Origin of the sequence: Streptomyces odontotermitis, assembly GCF_050510915.1 — a bacterium.
GTDB lineage: Bacteria > Actinomycetota > Actinomycetes > Streptomycetales > Streptomycetaceae > Streptomyces.
This window is the reverse complement of the sequence record NZ_JBNJLS010000030.1, coordinates 1-17,252: the sequence shown is the minus strand read 5'-3', so window position 1 is coordinate 17,252 and position 17,252 is coordinate 1. Positions and strand designations below refer to the sequence as shown.

Here is a 17,252-nt window from a genome sequence, read left to right as displayed (position 1 = left end):
GTGTGGGAACAGGCGTTGCGTGGCCGTGGGTCACGCCTCGCCGGGCATGGTCCGCCGCTACCGGAAGCCGGGCGCGGCCGAGATCCCCAGCCACTGTGTGAACGGCCACGAGCTGGACGACGAGAACCTCTACCGGCAACCGCACCGCGATGCTTGGGGGTGCAGGCAGTGCGGCTGGGAGTCGAAGAAGCGCAATGCCCCGGAGCATCCCCTCCGAGCGGCCAGGGAGCCCTACCGCGGCACGGAGACGCACTGCCACAACGGTCATGCGTACGCCGACGTGGGGTTCTTCGTCGACCAGGGCACGCGGGTGTGCAAGACGTGCAAGTGGCTCAAGGACCAGAAGTCGGCGATGCTCCGCCTCTACGGCCTCGCCTACGACCGGTACCTGGCGATGCTCGAGGAACAGGAGTACCGCTACTGGATCTGCCGGGAGCCCTTTGAGATCCGCAGCAGCACCCTGAGCCCTCACGTCGACCACTGCCACAACAGCAGCAAGGTACGGGGCCTCTTGTGCCGGGCCTGCAACCTGGCTCTGGGGCACTTCCGAGATGATGTGGACCGGCTTCGGGCCGCGATCCGGTACATCGAACTGCACGGGGCATAGCCACGGGCCGGACCTCCGCCTGTCCTCCTGTCCAACCCCCGTGCCCCGATGGCATCCTGCGCCATGTCCGACGAAGAAAGACACCGGTCAGCAGCGCAGCTGCTCATCGCACCCGGAGGTACCCATGAGGATGCTGATCAACGTCCCCGAGACCGTGGTGGCCGACGCCCTGCGCGGGATGGCCGCCGCGCATCCCGAGCTCACCGTGGACGTCGAGAACCGCGTGGTCGTACGCAGGGACGCCCCGGTCGCGGGGAAGGTGGCCCTCGTGTCGGGGGGCGGGTCGGGGCATGAGCCGTTGCACGGGGGGTTCGTGGGGCCGGGGATGCTGTCGGCCGCCTGTCCCGGTGAGGTGTTCACCTCGCCCGTGCCCGACCAGATGGTGCGGGCCGCGGCCGCCGTGGACAGCGGTGCGGGCGTGCTGTTCGTCGTGAAGAACTACACCGGTGACGTGCTCAACTTCGACATGGCCGCCGAGCTCGCCGAGGACGAGGGCGTGCAGGTCGCCAAGGTGCTGGTCAATGATGACGTCGCCGTGACCGACAGCCTGTTCACGGCGGGGCGGCGCGGGACCGGGGCCACGCTCTTCGTCGAGAAGATCGCCGGTGCCGCCGCCGAGGAAGGGCTGCCGCTGGAGCGGGTCGAGGCGGTCGCCCGGCAGGTCAACGAGAGCGCGCGCAGCTTCGGCGTCGCGCTGAGCCCCTGCACGACGCCCGCCAAGGGCAGCCCCACCTTCGATCTGCCCGCCGGGGAGCTGGAGTTGGGCATCGGGATCCACGGTGAGCCGGGGCGGGAGCGGCGGCCGATGATGACCTCCCGGGAGATCGCCGACTTCGCCGTCGAGGCGGTTCTCGACGATCTGCGGCCGCGCAATCCCGTGCTGCTGCTCGTCAACGGGATGGGGGCCACTCCACTGCTCGAGCTCTACGGTTTCAACGCGGAGGTGCAGCGCGTGCTGACCGAGCGCGGCGTGCCCGTCGCCCGCACCCTCGTCGGCAACTATGTGACCTCCCTGGACATGGCCGGGGCCTCGGTCACGCTGTGCGAGGTGGACGAAGAACTGCTGCGCCTGTGGGACGCGCCGGTGCGCACCGCCGGGCTGCGGTGGGGTATGTGAGGGGGGACGTGACAGGAGAGGAGATTCCGTGCCCGAGGCACCCGAGGTACCTGAGGTACCCGACGTACTTGATGCCGCCTTCTTCCGGAACTGGCTGACGGCGGCCGCCGCGCTCGTCGACAGCGAGGCGGAGCGGCTCACCGAACTCGACTCCCCGATCGGGGACGCCGACCACGGCAGCAATCTGCGGCGCGGCTTCGCGGCCGTCGTGGAGGTCCTGGAGAAGGAGGCGCCCGGCACCCCCGGAGCCGTACTCACCCTTGCGGGGCGGCAGTTGATCTCCACCGTGGGCGGCGCCTCGGGGCCGCTGTACGGGACGCTGCTGCGCCGCACCGGGAAGGCGCTCGGCGCCGCGGGCGGGGACGCGGACGGCGACGCGGCCGGGGTGAGCCGGGAGGAGTTCGCCCGTGCCCTGCGCGTCGGCGTGGACGCGGTGAGCGCCCTCGGCGGTGCGACACCCGGCGACAAGACCATGCTGGACGCCCTCGTACCCGGCGTCGACGCACTCACCGAATCGTTCGCGGCGGCGCGGGCCGCGGCCGAGGAAGGGGCGCTCGCCACCACTCCGTTGCAGGCGCGCAAGGGCCGGGCCAGCTACCTGGGCGAGCGCAGCATCGGGCACCAGGACCCGGGGGCGACATCCTCCGCGCTCCTCTTCGCCGCCCTCGCGCAGGCAGGGGGAGCAGAGCAGTGAGCGAAGATCGACTCGTCGGAATCGTGCTCGTGTCGCACAGCGCCGCCGTCGCCGAGTCCGTCGCCGGGCTCGCCGTGGGGCTCGCGGGCGGTGGGGCCACCGCCCCGGTCGCCGCGGCGGGCGGCACCGAGGACGGCGGCTTCGGGACGAGCTCCGAGCTCGTCTCGGCGGCCGCCGCGAAGGTGGACCGCGGCGCGGGCGTCGCGATTCTGGCCGACCTCGGCAGCGCCGTCCTCACCGTGAAGGCGCTGCTCGCCGAGGGCGACGAACTCCCGGACGGCGCACGCCTGGTGGACGCCCCCTTCGTGGAGGGCGCCGTGGCCGCCGTGGTGACCGCGTCGGCCGGCGCCGGCCTGTCCGCGGTCGAGGCGGCGGCCACGGAGGCGTACGCGTACCGGAAGGAGTAGGTCCGGCCCCGGGCAGAGGAGCGGCAAGGAGAAGCGCAGCGGGCGCCGGGCCGCCCTCAGTTCTCGCGCAGGAACCGCCGGGCCAGCGCGTCGCCGCGCGCGACCGCTGCCCGGTGGCTCTCCACCGGGGACACCCGCGAGTTCTTGAAGAGCAGATACGTGACCTCGGGCCCGGCCCCGCCCGTGCGCGGGTTCGGCGGGATCCTGAGGGCGCGCGCCGTGGCGTACGACGCCTCGCCGATGAGGTCGGTGGGTCCGGTGTCGCCGACGACCGCGTACTCGACCTTCCCCCGGTAGATGACGGCGGCCACCCCGCCGCCCTTGATGCCGTGCGCGGCCGGGTTCCAGCGGCGGCTCGCGCCGGGCACGACGACGTACGGGAGCCGCTCCGCGCTCAAGTGGTCGCCGTTGGACTGCTGGAAGGCCGTCATCGGCGCGAAGAGCGGGTCGGTGCGGTGGTTGCAGGCCCTGCTGGGGCGGCCGTCGCAGTCGATGTCCATGTCGGCCTTCCAGAACACGGCGCCCCTGCCGCCGCAGACGGGGACGGAGGCCCGGGCGCCGTCGTCGGTGCGGTACTTGCCGTGCGAGATCTGTCTGCACGAGCGGAGCCGGGCCAGGAGATCCGCCGCCCGGACGGAACCCTCTTTCGCCGTCGGGGAGGTGGATGATCCCTCTTTCACCGCCGGGGAGGCGGCTGAAGCCTCCTTCGCCGTATGGGATGTGGAACCTCCCGTCCCCATACGGGAGTTGGGTTCCCTCGGAGCCGCGAGGGCGGGCCGCAGGGGCTCGTCGGCCGGGTGTGCGGCGGGCTCGTCCGCGGGGCGGGCGGCGGCGGGCATCGTCGCGGGGGCGAGCAGGGCGGCGCCGGCGGCCGCGGCGAGGGCGACGGTTCGGGTGCGCATCGGAGTGGGGACCTTCCGTACGGAACTGGGGACATGACGGCCCGTGGGCCAGGCATCCCAATCTGGTGCCGACCGCGGGATGCGGCCACCGCTCAGGGTCCGGACGGTGCATGACGGTCCCTCAGGGGGCCGAGCAGGGAGGGGGCAGGAACAGGGCAGGACCCGGACCCGTCCCCTCCGACCTCTTGATGTGGCCTCGTCACCTGTGTCAAATAGGTCTGGACCAAACCTGGAACGGATCCCGGACCCATCCCGGAATCCCTCCGGAACCGGTTCCGGAACCCAGCCCGCCCACCGAGAGGCACGACCGTGCGACGGACCCCCCACGCCCTGGCCACCGTCACCGTCACCGCCGCCTGCGCCCTGACCGCCTGCGCCTGGGGCGGCCAGGACGGCAAGGACACCCGGCCCCCGGAGGCACCGCGCGGCGTCACCGCCCAGGCGGGCAGCGCCACTTCGGTGCACGTCATGTGGAACAGGGCCACCGACGACACCGAGGTCACCGGCTACGACGTGTACCGGAGCGGCAAGCGCGTGAAGTCACTGCCCGAACGGGAACACATGGTCGACGTCACCGGGCTGAAGCCCCGCACCGCGTACACCTTCACGGTCCGCGCCCGGGACCGGGCGGGCAACGTCTCCGCCGACAGCGCCCGCCTCTCGGTCACCACGCCCGCCGCGAAGGCCGAGGACAGCAAGGCCCCCACCCGGCCGGGGCGGCTGCGCGCGAAGGCGGCCGGGAGCCGGGCGGTGACCCTGTCGTGGAGCAGGTCGCACGACGACCAGGGCATCGCCTCGTACGCCGTCTATCAGGGCGGATCGCAGATCCACAGCGTCGACGGGGACGAGACGAGCACCGTGCTCACCGGTCTGCGCCCGGGCACGTCCTACCGCTTCACGGTCAAGGCGCGGGACGCCGCCGACAACGTCTCCCCCGCGAGCCCCGCCACCGCCGTCACCACGACGGCGGACGGCGACGACAGCGGGGGCGAGGCCCGGGGCACCGCGCCGACGGACTTCCGCGCCCGCACGCACGCGAAGGACGGGGCGTACTACATCGACCTGTCGTGGACGCCCCCGCACACCGGCGGCGCGGTGACGGAGTACCAGATACGGCTCGACGGACAGTCGGCCACCTCGCTGGTCTGGGGCGGAAAGCCGCCCAAGGGCACCGCCCGGCACAGCTTCTACGTGGGCAAGAAGGCGGGCGAGTCGCACCGCGTGAAGCTGCGGGCCAAGCTTCCTGACGGAACGTGGGGCGGCTACGCGCCCGAGCGGACCGTCACGACCGGCGGCTGAGGACGGCCTCCTGAGAGCGGGCGCCCGCCCCCGCGTAACCCGGACGTCGGCCGGACGAAGGATTCCGTCACCTGCCCGGGGGCGGTCCGCATGCGCTCCGTCTGCCCGGCGCGTTGGCTCGACGTCAGGTAGCACGGGGTTTCCCTAATTCGGCGGCGCAAGGGATGTCCCGCCTCCCGTGCCTCCGGAGGGCAGACATCATGCGTACCACTCAAATATCCGTCCGCTCCGGCCTGACCGTCGCCGCCTTCGCCGTTCCGCTGGCACTGGCCGCCTCCCCGGCGGTCGCGGGCTCGGGGATCTCCGTGACCGCCACCGGATCCACGGTCAACGTCAGCACCAGCGCCTGTCCCAACGGGGCACGGGCGTCGTTGATGGGCAACGGCAACGCCAGTTTCGCCGGTGGCAAACAGGTGGACCTGACGAACGGCAGCGGCTCCTGGCAGGGCGTCACTCCCGGCACCTACACGGTGGCGGTGGTCTGCCAGGACGGCTCGACCGCCGGTACCCAGACCGTCACGGTCGGCACCTCGCCGACCATCTCCTCGACGACGTCGCCCACGCGCGGCGTCCGCGGGGGGCTCGGGGGCGGTACGGAGGACCGGGGGACGATCACCCTCGTCGCGGGCGGGGCCCTCGTGGCCGCGGCCGTGGGCGGGGGCGGCGCCTGGTACATCCGGCGCCGCGGCGCGCAGAACCGGAGCTAGCTCCTGCTCCACCGCACACCGGCTGCCGCCGGCCCGGCCCCGTGCCGGACCGGCGGCAGCCGTCTGTCCGCCACACTCAGGCGGACTCCTCCCCCAACTCCTCGAGCACCTGCGTGAGCCAGTTCGTCCAGAACGTCTCCATGTCGATCCCGGCCCGCAGCACCAGGTGCCGCAGCCGGTCGTCGAGCGCCTCCGTGCCCGCGGGGAAATCGCGCTTCTCGATCTCCTGGTAGGTCTCCAACTGCCGCTGGTGCAGCCCGAGATGGCGCTGGAGATCAGCGACGAGGCCCTCGGTGCCGACGACGGCGGCCGCCCGGATCCGCACCGCCAGCGGGTCCCGCAGCGCCTTGGGGTCCTGGCTCTCCGCCGTCCACCGGGCCAGCTCGGCGCGGCCCTCGGGCAGCACCTCGTACTCCTTCTTCTGGCCGCGCGTGGGCTGATCCGTGGGCAGCGCCCGGATCAGCCCGTCCCGCTCCAGCTTCCCGAGGTCCCGGTAGATCTGCTGGTGCGTGGCCGACCAGAAGTAGCCGATCGACTTGTCGAACCTGCGGGTCAGCTCGATCCCCGACGACGGCTTCTCGAGCAGGGCGGTGAGGATGGCGTGCGGCAGTGACATGCAGGCACCCTACGGTCAGAGCGCGGCCGCGAGCTCCGTGCCCTGCTTGATGGCCCGCTTCGCGTCCAGCTCGGCGGCCACGTCGGCGCCGCCGATGAGGTGCGCCTCCCGACCGGCGGCGCACAGCTCCTCGTACAGGCCGCGGCGCGGGTCCTGGCCGCTGCACAGGACGACGGTGTCGACCGGGATGAGCTGGCTGTCGCCGTCCACGGTGATGTGCAGGCCCGCGTCGTCGATGCGGTCGTAGCTCACGCCCGCGACCATCGTCACGCCGCGGTGGCGCAGCTCGGTGCGGTGGATCCAGCCGGTGGTCTTGCCGAGGCCCTGGCCGACCTTGGACGTCTTGCGCTGCAGGAGGTGGACGGAGCGCGGCGGCGCGGGCCGCTCGGGCGCGATCAGGCCGCCGCGGCCCTGGTAGTCCATGTCGACGCCCCACTGCCGGAAGTACGTGGCCGGGTCGAGGCTCGCCTTGTCGCCGCTGTCGGTGAGGTACTCGGCGACGTCGAAGCCGATGCCGCCCGCACCGATGATCGCGACCCGCTCCCCCACGTGCGCCTCGTCGCGCAGCACGTCGAGGTAGCCCACGACCTTGGGGTGGTCGACGCCGGGGATCTCGGGCGTGCGGGGCGTGACGCCGGTCGCGACGACCACCTCGTCGTACGCGTCCGCGCCGAGCTCGTCGACGGTGGCGCGGTGGTTCAACCGGACGTCCACACCGAGCCGTTCGAGCCGCGTACGGAAGTAGCGCAGCGTCTCGTCGAACTCCTCCTTGCCGGGGACCTTGCGGGCGACGTTGAGCTGCCCACCGATCTCGGCGGCGGCGTCGAAGAGGGTCACGGCGTGGCCGCGCTCGGCCGCCGAGACGGCGCAGGCGAGCCCGGCGGGACCGGCGCCGACGACGGCGACGCGCTTCTTGGTGCGGGTCGGCGCGAGCACCAGCTCGGTCTCGTGGCAGGCGCGCGGGTTCACCAGGCAGGAGGTGATCTGCAGCTGGAAGGTGTGGTCGAGGCAGGCTTGGTTGCAGCCGATGCAGGTGTTGATGGCGTCGGCGTCCTCGGCCTTCGCCTTGTTCACGAAGTCGGGGTCGGCGAGCAGCGGCCGGGCGAGGGACACCATGTCGGCGGCGCCGTCGGCGAGCAACTGCTCGGCGATCTCGGGGGTGTTGATGCGGTTGACGGTCACGAGGGGGACGGAGACCTCGCCCATGAGCTTCTTCGTGACGAAGCTGTACGCGCCACGCGGCACCGAGGTCGCGATGGTGGGGATGCGGGCCTCGTGCCAGCCGATGCCGGTGTTGATGATGGTGGCGCCCGCGGCCTCGATCTCCTTGGCGAGCTGTACGACCTCGTCGAGGGTGGAGCCCCCGGGGACGAGGTCCAGCATGGAGAGCCGGTAGATGATGATGAAGTCGTCGCCCAGGCGCTCGCGGGTGCGGCGCACGATCTCGACGGGGAAGCGGATCCGGTTCTCGTAGGAGCCGCCCCACCGGTCGGTGCGCTGATTCGTGGGGGCCGCGATGAACTCGTTGATCAAGTAGCCCTCGGAGCCCATGACTTCGACGCCGTCGTACCCGGCGAGCCTGGCCAGCTCGGCGGCGCGCACGAAGTCCTCGACGGTCTGCTCGACCTCGTCGTCCTCCAGGGCGCGCGGCACGAAGGGGCTGATGGGCGCCTGGAGGGCACTCGGGGCGACGAGCTGGTCGTGGTACGCGTACCGCCCGAAGTGCAGGATCTGCATCGCGATCCGGCCGCCCTCGCGGTGCACGGCGGCGGTGATGCCCGCGTGCTCCTCGGCCTCGGCCTCGGTGGTCAGCTTGGCGCCGCCGTCCCAGGGCCTGCCCAGCTCGTTCGGGGCGATGCCGCCCGTCACGATCAGGCCGACGCCGCCCCGCGCGCGGGTCGCGTAGAACTCCGCCATCCGCTCGAAGCCGCCCGGCGTCTCCTCCAGGCCCACGTGCATGGACCCCATGAGCACGCGGTTGGGCAGCGTGGTGAAGCCCAGGTCGAGCGGGTTCAGCAGGTTCGGGTAACGGCTCATGCGGCCCTCCGTACGCGGTGTCGTCACCACAGTTGTAGAGGCCGCCGACCCCCTTATGCAACTAGTTGCACAAAGAGGTGTCCGGCATCACGGCGGCACGTCACGGCGGCACCACGGCCGAGACCCGCGGCGCGGGGTCAGCGCTTGGCGTGCGGCGCCTTGACCGCTCGGAGCACCACGAACTTCCGGTCGCTCGCCACGACCTCCACGTTCCCGAAGAGGCGCTTGAGGCGGACGTGATAGCCGAGGTGGCGGTTGCCGACGACCCAGAGCTCTCCGCCGTCGCGCAGGGCGGCCCGCGCCCCGCCGAACATGCGCCGGGCGGTGGCGTCGGTGGTCGCCTGGTGGCTGTGGAACGGCGGGTTGTTGAGGACGAGGTCCACGGAGGCGGGCGGCACGGCGTCCAGCGCGTCCCCGGCCACGAACTCCGCCTCGGCGCCTTCGGGGGCGTTGGCCCGGAAGGTCTCTTCCGCCGAGGCCACGGCCTGGAAGGACTCGTCGATGAAGGTGACCTCGGCCCCGGGCTCGGCGACGGCGGCGGCCGCACCGAGGATCCCGTTGCCGCAGCCGAGGTCCACGACCCGGGCGGCGCGCGGGATCCGGGGGAAGTGCCGCAACAGGAAGCGGGTGCCGATGTCGAGCCGCTCGGCGCAGAAGATGCCCGCGTGGTTGACGGCGGTCAGCCCCGCGCCCGCCCCGGCGTCCCCGTCGAGGACGTAACTGCGCGGCCAGGGGCTGGAGTCGCCCCTTCCCTCAGCCACGGGCGTGCTGAAGACGAGCCGCGCCTTCTGCCGGGCCAGGGACGTCCGGGTCGGCCCGACGATCCGCTCGAACACCTCCAGGGTGGAGGTGTGGATCTCCGTCACCATGCCGGTGCCGACCACGACGCTGCCCGCGTGCAGCGCGGGCGCGAGCCGGTGCAGCTGGTCCTCCAGGAGCGCGAGGGACTTCGGTACGCGCACCAGCAGTACATCGACGGCGCCGCGGGCCGGCGGCTCGTCCCGGGTCGTCGACAGCCGGACGGCGTCCGGGGCGAGAGAGGCCCGCGCGAGATTGGCCCGGGTCGCCTCCCGAGCCAGGAACGAGTCGGTGATCTGCACCGTCGTGTGCGCGTGGGCAGCGAGCGAGGTGGTCAGGGCGCCCCACCGGTCACCGACCACGGCCACCGTCCCCGACAGGTCGACGGGCGTCTCGCCGCCGCCGTCCTCACCTGCCAGGTAACGCAGCAGATAGGCGTCGGCCGCCGACCAGGCACGGAGCTGGTCGCGGGGGTCCTCGGGAAAGCGGGTGAGGTCGTACGCGCCCCACGACGTGCTCAAACGGTTCATCGTGCCCTCAGGCTAACGGAGCGCGCCGACCTCCCGATCACCGTCCGGCGGCGGGATCACTGCCCGGCGGCAAGCCCGGGGTCGAACCACGTGGGCGCGTCGGCGAGCGCCTGCTTGATCCGGAGGCTGCTGAACTCGTGCAGGTCCGGCAGCGCGTCCACGTCGAACCACGCCACGTCCAGCGACTCGTCGTCATTGACCCGCGGCTCCCCGCCGACCGCGCGGCACCGGAAGGTGATGTCCATGTACTGGCACTGGTCCTGATTGGGATACGTGACCGGCTTCAGGGACTCCACGAGCACCACCCGCTCGGGCACACAGTGCACGGCCGTCTCCTCGTACACCTCGCGCACGGCGCACGCCGCGGGCTGCTCCCCCGGCTCCGGGATGCCGCCGATCACCGACCACTTGCCGTTGTCGGCGCGCTGCCCGAGCAGGACGCGTCCGGCGTCGTCGAAGACGATGGCGGTGACCCCCGGCAGCCAGAGGAGCTGGTGGCCTGCGTCGGCCCGGAGCGCACGGATGAAATCAGGAGTAGCCATGCTCCGACCCTAACCGCGCCCGGCCACCGCCCTTACGGGCAGCCCGATTTCGGCCACGCGGATACCTTCACCCTGTCCTGCCCACTCCGCGAAGGAGCCCCCGTGACCGACTCGACCGACCTCTCCATACGCCTCGCGACCCCCGCCGACCGCCCCCTCATGGAACGGCTCTGGCTGATGTTCCGGCACGACATGTCGGAGTTCTCCGGCCTGCCCCCGAACCCCGACGGGACCTTCCGCGGCGACCGGCTCGAACTGGCCCTCTCGGGCAGCACCGACTGGGCGCCGTATCTGCTGAGCCATGGCGCGTCCCCGGTCGGGCTCGCCTTCGTCCGTGGCCTCGACGGGCCGACGCGCGTCCTCAACAGCTTCTTCGTCGTCCGCGCGGCCCGCAGGAGCGGGCTCGGGCTGCAGGCCGTGCGCGAGGTCGTCGCCCGCCACCCCGGGCCGTGGGAGGTCGCCTTCCAGGACGAGAACGCGGCCGCGGTCCGCTTCTGGCGCCGCGTCGCCGCCGCGGTCGCCGGCGACGCGTGGACCGAGGAGCGGCGGCCGGTCCCGGGCCGCCCGGAGCTGCCCCCGGACGTGTGGATCGCCTTCAGGAGCGACGCGAGCGCACCCGTGCGGTGACGGGCCAGGCGAGGCCGCCCGCCGCGACGAGGACGAGCACCATCTCGGGCAGGATGCCGAGTTCGGTGGCGGGCGTCGTGGACGAGCGCAGCGGCATCTTCTGCACGAGCGAGTCCGCGGTGAACCACGTCGTCTTCTGCGTGATCCGCCCGTCGGGCATGATCATCGCGCTGACGCCGCTGGTCACCGGCACGACGACGGAGCGGCTGTGCTCGACGGCGCGGATCCGGGACATGGCGAGCTGCTGGTAGGTCATCTCGCTGCGGTCGAAGGTCGCGTTGTTGCTCGGCACGGAGATGAGCTGGGCGCCGCCCGTGACGGTGTCGCGCACCGCCCAGTCGAAGGCCGCCTCGTAGCAGGTCGCGATGCCGACCTTGGTGCCCGCCATGGTGAAGACGCCCGGCTTGCCGCCCCTGCTGAAGTCCTTGCGGACCTTGCCGATCTCGCTGCTGAAGACGCCGACGACGGACCGCAGCGGGATGTACTCGCCGAAGGGCTGGATCTGGCGCTTGTCGTACGTGTCCGTGGGGCCCTTCTTCGGGTCCCACAGGATCTGCTCGTTGTAGAGCTTGCCGTCCTTGGACTCGACCACGCCGCCCACGGAGAGGGGCACGCCGATGGCCTTGACCGCGCCGTCGATCACGCCGCGGGCGTCGGGGTTGGTGAAGGGGTCGATGTCGGAGGAGTTCTCCGGCCACAGGACGAAGTCGGGCTGGGGCGCCTTGCCCTGCGCGACCCGCGCGGCGAGCCGTTCGGTCTCGCGCACGTGGTGGTCGAGGACGGCCCGGCGCTGCGCGTTGAACGCGAGCCCCGCGCGCGGGACGTTGCCCTGGATCGCGGCCACGGTCGCGGTGCCGTCCTCCGCGTCGTCGCTGACGAGCGGCTTCGCCGCGAACGCTCCGGCGACGGGCACCAGCACGCTGAGCGCGGCCGCGACGGCGGCGCCCCGCCGCAGGCCCCCGCCGCGGCGCACGGCGACCACCTGGCGTACCGCCTCGGCGAGCCCGAACCCGCAGAGCACGACGGCGAAGCCGAGCACCGGCGTACCACCGAGCGCGGCCAGCGGCAGGAAGACCCCGTCGGCCTGGCCGAAGGCGACCTTGCCCCAGGGGAAGCCGTTGAAGGGCACACGCGCGCGCGCCGCCTCTCCCGCGGTCCACAGTGCGGCCGCCCAGAGCGGGAAGGCGGGCAGCCGCGAGACCGTCGCGATGCCCGCCCCGACGAGCGCGATGAAGACGGCCTCGATCGCGGCGAGCGCCAGCCACGGGCCGGGCCCCACCTCGACGCCGGTCCACACCAGGAGCGGCAGCAGGAAGCCGAGCCCGAAGAGATAGCCGAGCCCGAGCCCCGCCTTCCACGAGCGGCCGCGCAGACACCACGCGAGCCCCGCGAACGCCGGGACCGCGAGCCACCACAGGGTGCGTGGCGGAAAACTGACGTAGAGCAGCACTCCGGAGAGCGCCGCCCCGACGGCCGGGCCGAAGCGGCGCAGCAGCCGAGCGGCCCTGGCTTCGGGCTCGGGCTGCGGTCCGAGCTGCTCCGACTCGTCTACGGAGGTGGTGGTGGCGGTCACCCGGGGAGTGTACGGCGCGTGACCAGGCCCCGGACAGCGTGGTCCACCGCCTCCTGGAGCGCCCGGAAAAGGGGGACATCCCGGTCGTCGCGGGATCGTTCCTGCGCAACACATCCACAAAGGGGACCAGCAGCCGTTACGGTGTGCCCGAGTCCCCGGCGCCCGGCGCGAATCGGCCACACGTACGCATGCGGCCACGGCGTCCCGGGACCGGCACGCATCAGGGGGCGACGGGGTGGGGTCAACGGGGACGGCCACGACGACGGGGACAGCGGCTGCGCGCGAACGGCGCGGCGCGTCCGACGCGACCGGCATCGCGCTGCTCGGGGCGTGCGCGGCCTGGGCGCTGATCAGCGCGGGCGTGCACGGCGGACAGCCCGAGGGCGTCCTGCTCGCGGTGCTCGCCGTGACGGCGGGGTACGCGGGCGGACGCATCTGCGGTGCCCTGCTCCCGGTGGCGGCTCCGTGCGCGGGCGCGCTGGTGGGCCTCGCCCTCGCGGTGGCGGCGCCGCACGTCGTCCGGGGCCCCGAGGCCAATGCGCCGCTCGGCCCCGAGGGCGCCACCGCCGCGCTCCTGATCCTGGCCGCGGGGGGCGCCTGCTGTGCGGCCTGGTCGGCGCGGCGGCCGGGGGCCCGGATCGCCCTGCGCCTGCTCACGGCCGCGACCGCCGTGATCGCGGGCGTCCTCGGCTCGGTCACCGCACTCGTCGCCTGCGCCGTGATCCTGCTCTGCTCCCTCGCCGTCTCCCTGATGCGCCACCGGGGCCTCGGGCTCGCGGGCCTCGCGGGCGCGACCGCCCTGGTGACCGGCCTGGTGTGGGCGATCGCCGCGGGCGGCGTCCTGCCGTACGGGCTCAACGCCTCGCTGGAGGGTCAACTGACCGAGCACCGGCTGCTGCTGTGGCGGGACGCCTTCGACATCGCGGCCCGGGAACCGGCGCTCGGCGCGGGCCCCGGCCGCTTCGGCGACGTCAGCCCGACGGCCGCCGGGACGCTCCTCTCCGACGGCAAGCCGCACTCGGCACCGCTGCAGCAGGCCGCCGAACAGGGTCTCATCGGCGTGGCCCTGTTCGCGGCGGTGTTCTGCTGGCTCCTGTACGCGCTGTGGCGCTCCCCCCGCTCCACCCAGGTGGTGCTCTCGGCGGGCGCCGCCCTCACGGCGCTCGCGCTCGTCGCCGCCGTCGGCAACGCCCTGAGCGTGACCGCCGTGACGACGGGAGCGGGCCTCCTCGCGGGCATCGCGACGGCACGCCCCTTCCACGACGAAGCGGTGCGGGCCCCGGACAGGCCCTAGACGGCCTCAAGGGTTCCGCACCGCTTCGAAGGAGCGTGTGGGCAGGTCGTTACACGGCGGTTCCGGCGAGGCGGAGGCGGTCGCGGATGATGCGCACCGCGGCCTCGGCGTTGTCGACGGTGACGGTGAACTTCCGGCCGTCGCCGAGGCTGAGCACGACGCCCTCGCCGCGCCGCACCACCACGGCGGTGCCCTTCTCGGGCCGCCACCGGTAGCCCCAGCCGCCCCACTGGCGCGGGGTGACCCGGGGCGCGAAGTCGGCGCCGACGACGTGGGAGAGCGGGATGCGGCGGCGCGGCAGGCCCATGTGGCCACAGCGCACCTCGAGGCAGTCCTTGTCGACCTTCACGGCGACGTGCACGAACGCCAGCGTGCCGTAGAGCATCAGCAGCCCGGCGGCGATGCAGCCCACGACGGACATCGCGAGCGGCGCGATCCCGGAGGTCCACACGGAGTCCACGGCCAGCTCGATGCCGAGCGCCATGCAGGCGGCACCGGCCACGGCGAGCAGCCACTGGGCGCGGTTCGTCGCGCGTCCGGTCCAGATCTCGGGCAGGGAGTCGGCGCCGCCGTGCTCGCCGTGGGTGTGGTCCCTCATGGGCAAGAGACTACTCACGTTCCGCTGTGAAGGCACCGCGTCGCACAGAGTCACTGCTCCGGTGGGGTCCTCGCGCGCGGGGCGGCGGGTGCGTCAGCGTGCGGGGCTGACCGACGCGAGGAGCCTGCCCTCGGCGTAGTTCAGGGCGGCCGCGGGCAGCTCGGCCTCGCGTCCGCTGAGGATGACGGTGAGACGGCCGTCCTCGGCGACCGCGGAGGCACCGTCCGCGCCGGCCCGCTCGGCGGCCCTGCGCAGCCCCTGGGCGGCGACGGCGCCCGCCGAACCGTGCAGCACGAGCGGCGGCCGACCGGGCTGCTGGACAGCTGAACGAATACGCTCCGCAACCAGCTCGTAATGGGTGCAGCCCAGGACGACGGTGCTTACATCGGTCGGGGTGAGGGCCGCAGCGGCGTTGATCGCGTCCGTGATGGCCTGCTCGTCGGCGTACTGCACGGCGTCGGCGAGACCGGGGCACGGCACTTCGGTGACGGCGACGCCGGGCGCGAACTCCTCGATGAGGCCGCGCTGGTAGGGACTGCCGGTGGTGGCGGGGGTGGCCCAGATGGCGACGGGGCCGCCGCCGGCCGCGGCGGGCTTGATCGCCGGGACGGTGCCGATGACCGGGATCTCCGGTTCGAGGCGGGCCCGCAGCGCGGGAAGGGCGTGCACGGACGAGGTGTTGCAGGCCACGATCAGCGCGTCCGGGCCGTGCTTCGCGGCCGCCTCGGCGACGGCGAGGGAGCGCTCGACGAGGTCCTCGGGCGTGCGCGGGCCCCACGGCAGTCCGTCCGGGTCCGAGGAGAGAACGAGATCCACGCCGGGCCGCAGGCGACGCACCGCGGCCGCCGCTGCGAGCAGTCCGATACCGGAGTCCATGAGCGCGATCTTCACCCGGTCACCCTAGCCGATCGCCCCCACGGGTCCGTCGGTGTGGGGCAGACTGCGGCGGATGAGCGCCGTCGTGTGGATCGCCGCAGCTTCGCTTCTCGCCTGGGTGTGGCTGCTGTTGGGGCAGGGCTTCTTCTGGCGTACGGACCTGCGGCTGCCACCTCGCGCGCAAGCGGCGGAGACCGGGCAGTGGCCTTCCGTCTGTGTGGTGGTCCCCGCGCGCGACGAGGCCGGGGTGCTGGCCGAAAGCCTGCCCTCCTTGCTCGTCCAGGACTATCCGGGGCGGGCCGAGATCTTCCTTGTCGACGACGGGAGTTCGGACGGCACCGGTGAGCTGGCCCGCTCCCTGGCCGCGCGCCACGGCGGCCTCCCGCTGACCGTCACGACGCCCGGCGAGCCCCCCTCCGGCTGGACGGGCAAGCTGTGGGCGGTCCGCCACGGAATCGGCCTGGCACGCGCGCGTGAGCCCGAGTACCTGCTGCTCACCGACGCGGACATCGCCCATGAGCCGGACAGTCTGCGGGAGTTGGTGGCCGCCGCCCGGGCCGGGGGCCACGACCTCGTCTCGCTGATGGCCCGGCTGCGCGTGGTGAGCCTGTGGGAGCGCCTGGTCGTCCCGGCGTTCGTGTACTTCTTCGCGCAGCTGTATCCGTTCCGCTGGATCGCGCGCAGGGGCGGCAGGACCGCGGCGGCCGCGGGCGGCTGTGTGCTGCTGCGCGCGGAGGCGGCGGAGCGGGCCCGGGTGCCCGACGCGATCCGGCACGCCGTCATCGACGACGTCGCCCTCGCGCGCGCGGTGAAGCGCTCCGGCGGACACATCTGGCTCGGTCTCGCCGACCGTGTCGACAGCGTGCGGCCCTATCCGCGCCTGGCCGACCTGTGGCGCATGGTGTCCCGCAGCGCCTACGCCCAGCTGCGGCACAGCCCGGCGCTGCTCGTCGGCACGGTCGCCGGGCTCGCCGTCGTCTACCTGGTCCCGCCCGTGGCTCTGGTGGCGGGCCTGGCCACGGGGAACGCGGCGGTGGCTGGGGCGGGCGGTCTCGCCTGGCTGCTCATGACGGCGACGTACGTCCCGATGCTGCGCTACTACCGCCAGCCCCTGTGGCTCGCGCCGCTGCTGCCCTTCACCGCGTTCCTGTACCTGCTGATGACCGTGGACTCGGCGGTGCAGCACTACCGGGGGCGGGGGGCGGCCTGGAAGGGCCGGACGTACGCGAAGCCCGACGCCACGTCCGATGCCCGGTCTGCCAGCGGACCCGACGCCAGGCCGGACCTGGAGCAGACCTGAGCCGACCGCCCCCGCCGCGGCGTCACTTGCGGCCGGGCGTCCAGTTCATGCCCCAGCCGTACGCGTAGTCGATGGTGCGCTGCGGGCTCACCCCGCGCTCGGGCACCAGGTAGCGGGCCTCGCGCTGCACGACCAGGTCTCCTCCGTTGTTGGTGATGAGCGCGAGCGCGCACACCGTGGAGGGCACCGTGCACTCGTCGAGGAAGAACTCGACGGGGGCTCCGTGCTGCGGCATGAGCGTGACCGTGGCGTGCAGGTCGGCGAAGCTGCGCGCGCCTTCGTAGATGGTCACGAAGATGATGATGCGCCGGAAGTCCTGCGCGTGGTCGAGGTTGATGGTGAGGTTCTCGCCGCTGGCCGACGCCCCGGTGCGGTCGTCCGCGTCGAGCTGCATGAACGGCGGCTGGTGGAACGCCCCGAAGGCGTTGCCGAGCGCCTGGACCACTCCCTTGCGGCCGTCGGCGAGTTCATAGAGCGCGCACAGGTCCAGGTCGAGGTCGGCATGCATGGCGACGGCCCGGCCGAGCTTGGCGCCCCACCCCTTGAACTGCTTGCGCACCTCCCAGTTGAGGTTCACGCGCATCGCGCCGGAGGTGCCGCCCTGCTTCGTCAGGGAGACCGCGGGGGCCTCCTTGGTGAGCGTGACCTTCGTCAGGCGCACCGGAGGAGCGGCCGCGGCGGGGGGCGGCCTGGAAGGGCCGGACGTACGCGAAGCCCGACGCCACGTC

At 73.0% G+C, this 17,252-nt stretch carries 18 protein-coding genes; 9 read left to right on the top strand and 9 right to left on the bottom strand.

Annotated elements, in window-relative coordinates; translation table 11 throughout:
• Positions 1–19 precede the first annotated feature (19 nt).
• The 4 genes from ACQB60_RS42720 (at position 20) to ACQB60_RS42705 (ending at position 2,825) form a co-directional block, all read left to right on the top strand.
• On the top strand, positions 20–607 hold the full coding sequence (locus ACQB60_RS42720) for an endonuclease VII domain-containing protein (RefSeq protein WP_496931492.1): 588 nt from the start codon (positions 20–22) through the stop codon (positions 605–607).
• A 124-nt stretch (positions 608–731) separates the two neighbouring features.
• Positions 732–1,724 carry a dihydroxyacetone kinase subunit DhaK gene (gene dhaK / locus ACQB60_RS42715; RefSeq protein WP_496931491.1) on the top strand — a complete coding sequence of 331 codons (993 nt, stop codon included), beginning with the start codon at positions 732–734 and terminating at the stop codon, positions 1,722–1,724.
• A gap of 28 nt (positions 1,725–1,752) precedes the next feature.
• Positions 1,753–2,418 carry a dihydroxyacetone kinase subunit DhaL gene (gene dhaL, locus ACQB60_RS42710; RefSeq protein WP_496931490.1) on the top strand — a complete coding sequence of 222 codons (666 nt, stop codon included), beginning with the start codon at positions 1,753–1,755 and terminating at the stop codon, positions 2,416–2,418.
• Positions 2,415–2,825 carry a PTS-dependent dihydroxyacetone kinase phosphotransferase subunit DhaM gene (locus ACQB60_RS42705; RefSeq protein ID WP_496931489.1) on the top strand — a complete coding sequence of 137 codons (411 nt, stop codon included), beginning with the start codon at positions 2,415–2,417 and terminating at the stop codon, positions 2,823–2,825. Before dhaL ends, ACQB60_RS42705 begins: the two co-directional genes overlap by 4 nt.
• A gap of 56 nt (positions 2,826–2,881) precedes the next feature.
• Here the strand turns inward: ACQB60_RS42705 and ACQB60_RS42700 are convergent, their stop codons facing one another.
• Complete coding sequence (locus ACQB60_RS42700) at positions 2,882–3,727, bottom strand: glycoside hydrolase family 75 protein (RefSeq protein ID WP_496931488.1); 846 nt, start codon at positions 3,725–3,727, stop codon at positions 2,882–2,884.
• Positions 3,728–4,036: 309 nt separating this feature from the next.
• On the opposite strand from ACQB60_RS42700, the gene ACQB60_RS42695 reads away from it, so the two are divergent.
• The gene (locus tag ACQB60_RS42695) at positions 4,037–5,026 is read left to right on the top strand and encodes a fibronectin type III domain-containing protein (protein WP_496931487.1); all 990 of its coding nucleotides are present in this window, start codon (positions 4,037–4,039) and stop codon (positions 5,024–5,026) included.
• A 200-nt stretch (positions 5,027–5,226) separates the two neighbouring features.
• On the top strand, positions 5,227–5,733 hold the full coding sequence (locus ACQB60_RS42690) for a hypothetical protein (protein ID WP_496931486.1): 507 nt from the start codon (positions 5,227–5,229) through the stop codon (positions 5,731–5,733).
• A gap of 76 nt (positions 5,734–5,809) precedes the next feature.
• On the opposite strand, the gene ACQB60_RS42685 is transcribed toward ACQB60_RS42690, so the two are convergent.
• From ACQB60_RS42685 to ACQB60_RS42670, 4 genes are all read right to left on the bottom strand, one after another.
• Positions 5,810–6,349 (bottom strand): PadR family transcriptional regulator, encoded by a 540-nt coding sequence (locus ACQB60_RS42685; RefSeq protein WP_496931485.1) that lies wholly within the window; start codon positions 6,347–6,349, stop codon positions 5,810–5,812.
• A gap of 15 nt (positions 6,350–6,364) precedes the next feature.
• Positions 6,365–8,386, bottom strand: a complete 2,022-nt coding sequence (locus ACQB60_RS42680) for an NADPH-dependent 2,4-dienoyl-CoA reductase (protein ID WP_496931484.1) — start codon at positions 8,384–8,386, stop codon at positions 6,365–6,367.
• Positions 8,387–8,523: 137 nt separating this feature from the next.
• Complete coding sequence (locus ACQB60_RS42675; RefSeq protein ID WP_496931483.1) at positions 8,524–9,714, bottom strand: methyltransferase; 1,191 nt, start codon at positions 9,712–9,714, stop codon at positions 8,524–8,526.
• A 56-nt stretch (positions 9,715–9,770) separates the two neighbouring features.
• Entirely contained in the window at positions 9,771–10,256 is a 486-nt protein-coding gene (locus tag ACQB60_RS42670; protein WP_496931482.1) for an NUDIX hydrolase, read from the bottom strand.
• A 159-nt stretch (positions 10,257–10,415) separates the two neighbouring features.
• On the opposite strand from ACQB60_RS42670, the gene ACQB60_RS42665 reads away from it, so the two are divergent.
• Complete coding sequence (locus ACQB60_RS42665) at positions 10,416–10,883, top strand: GNAT family N-acetyltransferase (protein WP_496931557.1); 468 nt, start codon at positions 10,416–10,418, stop codon at positions 10,881–10,883.
• Here ACQB60_RS42665 and lnt read toward each other — a convergent pair.
• Entirely contained in the window at positions 10,852–12,456 is a 1,605-nt protein-coding gene (gene lnt, locus ACQB60_RS42660) for an apolipoprotein N-acyltransferase (RefSeq protein WP_496931481.1), read from the bottom strand. The genes ACQB60_RS42665 and lnt overlap by 32 nt on opposite strands.
• 235 nt (positions 12,457–12,691) lie before the next feature.
• On the opposite strand from lnt, the gene ACQB60_RS42655 reads away from it, so the two are divergent.
• The gene (locus ACQB60_RS42655) at positions 12,692–13,750 is read left to right on the top strand and encodes an O-antigen ligase family protein (protein WP_496931480.1); all 1,059 of its coding nucleotides are present in this window, start codon (positions 12,692–12,694) and stop codon (positions 13,748–13,750) included.
• Between the two features lie 49 nt (positions 13,751–13,799).
• On the opposite strand, the gene ACQB60_RS42650 is transcribed toward ACQB60_RS42655, so the two are convergent.
• Together ACQB60_RS42650 and ACQB60_RS42645 are read right to left on the bottom strand one after the other, a co-directional pair.
• Entirely contained in the window at positions 13,800–14,348 is a 549-nt protein-coding gene (locus ACQB60_RS42650; protein ID WP_496931479.1) for a hypothetical protein, read from the bottom strand.
• A gap of 93 nt (positions 14,349–14,441) precedes the next feature.
• The gene (locus ACQB60_RS42645; protein ID WP_496931478.1) at positions 14,442–15,239 is read right to left on the bottom strand and encodes a glutamate racemase; all 798 of its coding nucleotides are present in this window, start codon (positions 15,237–15,239) and stop codon (positions 14,442–14,444) included.
• A 58-nt stretch (positions 15,240–15,297) separates the two neighbouring features.
• Here ACQB60_RS42645 and ACQB60_RS42640 point away from each other — a divergent pair, with 58 nt between their 5' ends.
• A complete protein-coding gene (locus ACQB60_RS42640; RefSeq protein WP_496931477.1) occupies positions 15,298–16,524 on the top strand; it encodes a glycosyltransferase in 1,227 nt (408 codons plus the stop codon).
• Between the two features lie 22 nt (positions 16,525–16,546).
• Here ACQB60_RS42640 and ACQB60_RS42635 read toward each other — a convergent pair.
• A partial coding sequence (locus ACQB60_RS42635) for a TerD family protein (RefSeq protein WP_496931476.1) occupies positions 16,547–17,252 on the bottom strand: 706 nt, incomplete at its 5' end.